2 protein-coding genes are annotated in these 7644 nt (G+C 48.7%); one reads left to right on the top strand and one right to left on the bottom strand.

All coding sequences use genetic code 11. The annotated features are described in order from the left end of the window. The first annotated feature begins 105 nt into the window (after nucleotides 1–105). A complete protein-coding gene (locus OB13_RS17625) occupies nucleotides 106–264 on the top strand; it encodes a hypothetical protein (protein ID WP_461491500.1) in 159 nt (52 codons plus the stop codon). A 94-nt stretch (nucleotides 265–358) separates the two neighbouring features. Here OB13_RS17625 and OB13_RS17620 read toward each other — a convergent pair whose 3' ends face one another. Next, nucleotides 359–5929, bottom strand: a complete 5571-nt coding sequence (locus OB13_RS17620) for a T9SS type A sorting domain-containing protein (protein ID WP_461491499.1) — start codon at nucleotides 5927–5929, stop codon at nucleotides 359–361. Nucleotides 5930–7644: the final 1715 nt, after the last annotated feature.

Genomic DNA, 7644 nt, shown 5'->3' with positions numbered 1-7644 from the left:
TTCTCCCGTTGGTCGAAATGACAACAAGAAGTCGAACAGAAAAGAAGAACAGGTATAGAAAGGTATAGCTGCTGACAGGTATAGCAGACATCCTTACAACCCAACGTGCAGATTCAGAGCGCCAGGTTTCCGCTCGTAGACCGCAACCCACAAAAGCATGCGGCCAATAGATTTGATGCAAAGGAAGAAAACTTCATCAAAGCTAGGCACAAGGTATACGACTCCCCGCAGCAACCTCACAGCCTCAAAGTAAAAGTATTATAACAGGTATAGCGGGCTGCCGGATCTGACACCAAGGGTAAAAAGCAAAAGAGCCGGGTAAAGTACCCGGCTCTTTCAGCTTTAAAACCCTAATAGTTTATTGTTTAAGTAATTTGAAATGATTCTGGAAGTCTCCCATGCGGGTAGAGATGATGTAGATACCGCGTGGCAGTGTCGGATCCAGGGTAAGTTTTTCGATGTTGGCACCTTTCTCCACCCGGATGGTACGTTGCACCAGCTGCTGCCCCGTCGCGTTGGTTACCGTCACCAGTACATCGCCTTCCACTTCCGCATCTATGCTCAGCTCGATCTCTGACTGGAATGGGTTCGGATACGCTTTCACCTTGTTGGCTACCACTGCACCGAACTGTACGGCCTTGGTGCTGAAGTATTCGAAGGCGCCATCCAGGTCTACCTGCTTGAGCCTGTAGTAGCGTGTGCCATACTTGCCATTCTCCTTGTCGACGAAGGTATAGACCTGCTTCATGCTCGAGTTTCCGTTGAGCGATTCCACAAAACCCAGGCTTCTGAAGTTCTTTGCATCCGTGGATACCTGTACTTCAAAACCTTTGCTGTCCTGTTCAGAAGCCGTTGCCCACTCCATTGCTACATCGTTGCCACGCTTTTCGGCTTTGAAGTAGATGAGCTCGACCGGAAGCGGGATGATTTCGCCAGGAACAAACTGTACCAGCTGGCACATTCCGTCTGTCAGTGAAACCTCAGCAACAATTTCTGTTCCTTGAGGAAAGCCGGAGACAGTGATGGTCTCAGATGTTCCGCGGGCATGCAATCTAAAGTCTGTATCCCCTGGTTCTTTGACATACCAGCTGTATGTTGCGCCTGCCGGAATCGTAGTTTCAGGAATAGTAGTCTCTGGTAAAGCTCTCAACTCCCACTTGTCTGGCCCCACCCACTTATAAGCCATGTCGCCGATAACATTTGTTTCTGCCTTGGTATCAGTCACCGTTACGCTGCCTACAGATGGATTTACGCAGGTGGTCGTGTTATTTACTCCTCTCACTGTGTATGACCCTGCAGGTACATTAGCTATACTACGGGTACTGCCCGTTCCAACGAAGGCCCCCAGTGACTTACTTCCATCAAACAACTCATAGGCCACTCCGCTTTCCGGATTTTGCAGGATGATGTCAGCACCATCACTTGATAAGGAGCAGTACGAAGGGTTGTTGAATGTTCTGTTTGCCAAAGGCAACGGGGTAATGGTAACTACTGCATTGCCCATGCTTTGAGGACAGGCAGCCACGGTTCCCGGTGTAGGAATTGTAGTAGCAAGAACTGAGTATGTGCCTGCTTCCGTCTGGTTTCCAAAAGGTATAGCCTGTCCGTCAGAGCCAATAACCGCTAGCCCTACATTGCTTGTTACACCATTTACTGTCCTTTGCAGCTGATACCTAACGTTACTCTGAGAGCTGGTTAATGTCACCGGAACACCTGCTCCACCTGCGCAATAAGCTCCCCCGTCTCCTACGGTTAGGGTTTGCACCAAAGGCAGAGGCGTTATAACCACATTGACTGAGCCAAAGCTCAAGCAGGCTGTGGTACCTATAGCAGCCAGGGCGTCTACGGTGTATTCACCGGCCACAGTTTGATCACCGAAGCTCAGGGACGCTCCAGTACCAGCAATCGGGTTGCCAACAGGCTGACCATCACGCTTCAACTGGTAGAACACGTTTTGCTGTGAGCTTGCTAGGCTAACAGGAACGCCTGTACTGCCTGCACAATAAGCGCCTCCGCCTGCTAGTGTTTGAGGTCCTACTACCGTGATAGGTAAAATGTTGGTTATAAAACCTCTGGCGCATTTGTTGGCGTTGTTGAATTGATCTAATGCCGAGCTGAATTCAACAAACACTTTGTCTCCATCCAGGAAGCCACCACTTGGCCCTGCAGTTGGAAATTGGATTTTGTCTCCGCTGCTATAAACAGTTTCGCCTAGTTGTGATATAACTCCTCCGCGGTCCAGCATCCAGTAGAGTGTCAGCTTAATATCGCCCCAGAAGGCAAAAGCATCATTTAAATCCGCCGTCAATATAATTCCTCCTCCCGGGCAAATAGTAGTTTTATCAGACGCCAGAGCAACCTCATAGTCGACTGTAGCAGAGGTATACATCCTGTTCGTCATCTTAGATGTGATAGGCTGGGCACAACCACTATTTTTACTGGTTACCTCAACTGCATAATAATCTAAAGACGACAAGCCTGCGTTTTGAATGGTAGGAGCGTTCGGACCAAAGAAGTTGGTCCTGTTTTTAGTCCATTGGTAATTGAAGTTTGTTGCTGGCATCAGTGTACCTCCTTCCACAATTGGCTGGAAATAACGCCAGGCATTGTCGTACAAAATTTTCGGCATGCTCTCTCTGTTCGGGAAAGGATAATCCGGGTTTGTAATAGGCAATGTCAGATCACCTAATTTATTGCCGTTTGCATCCACTGCTATACCATTTGCATCTGCCAGGTAAGGATATATCACTCTGGTTACATCTTTATAAACATAAGCAGTGTACTCGGTGATCTGACCGCGGCAGGTAGGGTAAGGGTCTGCCAGGATAATGACCGTGTAGTTAGAGCGTTTCAACGTAACAGTTTTTACCTCAGAACTGCTACAGGCGTTAGCCCCCGTACCTTGAGTAACCTCGTAGCGAATGGTAATATTTTTTTCTGTAACATTACCCAACGCTTCACATGGATTCAAAGTGCCGCTTGTGCTTAACCCTGGAGTGTTTGCTGGTGACACAATGGAGAAGGTACCTCCTGTGGCTCCTGTCGGAGTAAGTGTGATGTTACCTCCATCTGAATATACCACCTGACCATCTGTTACTCCGCTAAAAGTAGCCACTGGCTTTGGATTCACCCGCACCACTACATTTTGAGGCGTACCAGTACAGCCATTGGCTGTTGTTGTGAATACATAGGTTACATTGATTGCACTAGTTGTTGTGTTCACCAGCGTTTCGTTCACATTACCTGAAACAGGGGTCGTCACGGCCGGGTTGCTGATACCTGTTACTGCTGCTCTGGTCCAGGTATAGGTCGCTCCTGGCGTCGCACTCGTAGGGGTATAGCTGAAGGCGGCGCCGCTGCAGATTGCTGTTGGGGTTAGCGTACTGCTGAGTACCGGCCTTGGGTTCACCGTAACCACCACATTCTGAGTGCTACCAGCACATCCGTTTGCCGTCGTCGTGTAGACATAGGTTACATTTATTGGATTCGCCGTTGTGTTTACCAGCGTTTCGCTCACTGCGCCTGTACCGTTGGTCACGGCAGCATTGCTGATGCCGGCAACTGCTGCCCTGGTCCAGGTATAGGTCGCTCCTGGCGTCGCACTTGTAGGGGTATAGCTAAAGGCGGTGCCACTGCAGACAGTTGCTGCAAGTGGGGTGCTCAATACAGGTCTAGGATTCACAGTTACTACCAAATTCTGGTTTGCTCCGTCGCAACCATTTGCCCGTGTGGTGATTTGATATGTCACCGTGATGGGGGCCGTACTGCTGTTATTCAATACCTCGCTGATGTCTCCAGTGCCGTTGGCTGCTGCATTTCCAGCAGATGCCGCTCTTGTCCAGGAGAAGGTGGCGTCAGGAGTAGCGCTTGTTGGGCTGTAGTTGAACGTAGCACCGCTGCATACACTCGCTGTGAGCGGGCTGCTCAGCACTGGACTTGGATTTACCGTTACCTGCACGCTTTCCGCAGTACCCGAGCAACTGTTGGCGCTGGTAGTATAACGATAAGTAACAACTTTTGGGGTAGCAGTCGTGTTTACCAGCGTTTCATTGATGCCGCCTTCCACAGGTGTGGTTACGGCCGCATTGCTGATACCTGTTACCGCTGCTCTAGTCCAGGTATAGGTCGCTCCCGCAGTTGCACTCGTAGGGGTATAGCTGAAGGCGCTGCCGCTACAAACAGCCACTGGTGTTAGCGTACTGCTCAGCTGTGGTCGTGGGTTTACCCGTACAACCACGTTTTGAGGAGGTCCGGAACAACCGTTTGTTGTCAGGGTATAGGTGTAAGTTACATCGATCGGGTTAGCCGTAGTATTGGTCAAAACATGGCTGATGCTGGCACTTGTGCTGCTAGTTGCAGAGCCACTCGCAGGCGCTGTCGTAGTAATTCCTTCGGCTTCGGCACGGACCCAATCATATCGGGTACTGCCTGCTACTGTGTTTTGTGCGGTATAGGCAAAGGTAGCTCCGCTACACACAGCGCCAGGTGTTAGCGTGCTGCTCAGCACTGGCGTTGGATTTACACGTACCACCAGGTTTTGTTGCGCACCCACACAGTCATTGCCACTGGTGGTATAGCTATAGGTAACATCAATCGGGGCAGCAGTAGTGTTGATTAGGGTCTCGTTTATACCCCCTCCACCATTCGTTACCGCTGCATTGCTGATGCCATCTACTGCAGCTCTGGTCCAGGCGAAAGTAGCGCCTGCAACACTTCCTATAGGATCAAATTCAAATAGTGTGTTGTTACAAACCGGGGTGGCGGAGGCTGGGATGTTAGTCACCTTGAGCTCTGGCTTCACTGCCACCTGAATCATGTCACTGGTAACAGAACAGCTGCCAACTGTCGCTATCCTGCGGTACCATCTGTCAGCAGTATGAATTCCAAGAGGAAGGTTAACATCCGTTGCATCTGTAATATTTGTAAACGTACTGCCGTCGGTGCTCACCTGCCACTGATAAGAAACTGTACCTAAAGTAGAGGTGGCCGTACTGCCCTCCAGGGCTTCTGGAGTGGTGCCGTAACAAACTACCTGGTCTTCGCTGTTCAGGATGTTATTGCCCACAACGGTTTCCTGCACTGTGATGTTAGCAGAAGTGGACGAGCAATTATTGGCGGTTACAACAACATAGTATTCGCCCGCTTCCGGCACAGCAATAGAACGCAGTGCTCCAACCGGTTCTGATTCACCGACTTTAAACCACTCGTAGGTAGCTCCTGTAACACTTGCAGCGGTTAGGGCAGCAGTACCCGGAGGACAAAAATACGTATTGGTGCCCTGTGTGATTGAGGCTACAGGACGTGCTGTGATTTTGACACTCACCACATTACTTGGTTTATCCAGGCAGCTTCCGGATGACACTTTGCGTCTGTAGTAGGTGGTTTTGGTAGCTGTTACAGTCTCAGTGGCCGGAGAATAGCTTGCTTCGGTATTTGCACCTACAGCCGCAGTCCAGGTGGTGGTGCCGTTCGGGCTTTGCTCCCACAGATAAGTAACATCATTCAGATCCCCACCGGAAAGAGTACCAGACAGAGTGACAATGTCGTCACCGGAACAAACCACCTGATTATCTGTCGTGATTTCGTTGTTAATAGTAGGGGTTACTTTCACCGCCACTGGTGCTGTGGTATTTTCGCAGCCTCCGGCAAATACAGTTCTTCTGTAATACATGGTGCCGGCATCGGCAGTGGAAGGAATGTAGTTTGCTGCGGTGCTTGTTGTACCAGTAGCATTTGTCCAGGGTCCATTAGCTGAAGAACTCTGTTCCCATAGGTAAGTTTTCGTGCGGATGGAGGTCCCGTCATTGTATGTTCCGCCTTCTGCAGTAGCTGTAAGCGCATCTGCTGAAGCGACAGCAGCAAGTTGACAGTAAGCTGTACCACCTGTAATTTCACCTTGTGATAGCGGCGAGGTGATGGATACTGTCACTGTAGTGGATAAATTGCTACAAACATTTGGATCTGCTGCAGTAACCCTTAGTCTATAACCTCCTGCTTCTGTAGCTGTATAGGTAGATGCTGTTGCATCAGGAATATTTATTCCATTAAAAAGCCATTGGTAGCGGTACGCCTCCTCTCCAGCTGGAGCCTCAGGAGCTTTAAGAACTACAGAACCTCCCTCACAGAATACAAGTGGTGTATCATAGGTAATGACATCAGGAGGAGTTTGGTTAACCAGAATATCAAATGAACGAGTACCAGCCACACCACATGGATTTGTAGCTTTTACAGTTATAGTTATTTTACCTGAGGCTGGTGCAACATCATTGTATCTGACAGATACCGAATTTGAATTAGGCGTCGCAGAAGTTATGGTAGCACCTTCTGATACCGTCCACTCATACGCAGTAAAGTCTGCCGGTGCGGTATATGTTCTACTGAGTCCGGTACATTCCGGACTTCTGGTACTATTGGCAATTGTGGCAGTTTCAATAGTATGGTGAACTACTACTATCTGGCTAGCCGAAGCGGCTGCAGATGGATTAGGGTTAAGTACGTTTATAGATTTATTACCTGCAGTCGCCAAATCTGATTCCAGCAATGTCATCCTTAATTCTGTAGTGCTAACGAATGTAGTAGGCCTGTTGCTGGTTCCAACGCGACCAACTGCATTGCGTGCAAAGTTGGAGCCTTTTAGAGTAATGGTCTGTTGGCCTTGGCCGATTGTGAAGCAGCCTGCAATAATTTCATCCAGCACAGGCTGTGTGCTGTTAATATTGAAAGCAGCGCTTGTGGCTGCTGTAAGTGTGCCGCTAGATGCTGTTAGCGTATAGCCAGTTCCAGATGCGTCAATGCTGTAATTTGAAAAGGTTACTACTCCGTTTGAAAAAGAGGTTGTCCCTGTTGCCAAATTACCGCCTCCTGGGTTGGTACTAATTGCAAGCACAACGCTGTTTGAAGCGTTTGTTACCGTGTTACCTGCCCAGTCCTGAACCAGCACAGTTATGGGAGCAATAGGAGCGTATATATTTGCGGTAGTAGGTTGCTGGTCAAAAGCTAATTTACGGGCACTACCATAAGTTTGAGAAATGTTGGCTACTGTCGTAGGTGAGCTAAAACCAGGTAAACTAAATCCTGTGAGTGACATTGTAACTGCGCGTGCAGGTAAGACTGTACCCGCTAATGCCTGTAATGCAACTCCATTGATTGCTATTCTATCTACCCGGTTCTCTCCAATGACTGAGACAGGTATAGTTATAGTAGTTGAGGTATAGGTTACTGTTCCTGCGGTTACATTGGGAGTTTGACCTGCCGCCGTGATTTGTGGAACAACCCCAGATTGTCTGAAAACCCATCCGCTTGGGGCAGTTAGAATAAATGAACCATTAGAGTTAGTTAAAAAATCCTTTTGGTTGCCTTCCTGTATTATAATGGGATTAAGCTCCGTAAAACCTGCCGACGGGCCTCCAACAGCTAAATCAGCCGATACAACAACCGGCTGAGGTGTAATTGCCGCGATATTTGCATATAAATACACAGAACCAGCGAGAATCATCAGGCTGGTAAAGGCAATTATGTACTTCCTATAGTGGGTAAAACCACTAAGTAATCGAGTAAAATTCTTTTCCATAAACTAAAAGGTTTGGGGTTTGGGGCGCACGCTAGTAGGGTTTGTGTGCTTGTTTTCTGTTTCAAAAAGGCAAA

Source organism: Pontibacter sp. HJ8 (assembly GCF_054824225.1).
Note: the sequence above shows the minus strand (reverse complement) of the source record. Positions and strands in the feature narration are given on the sequence as shown.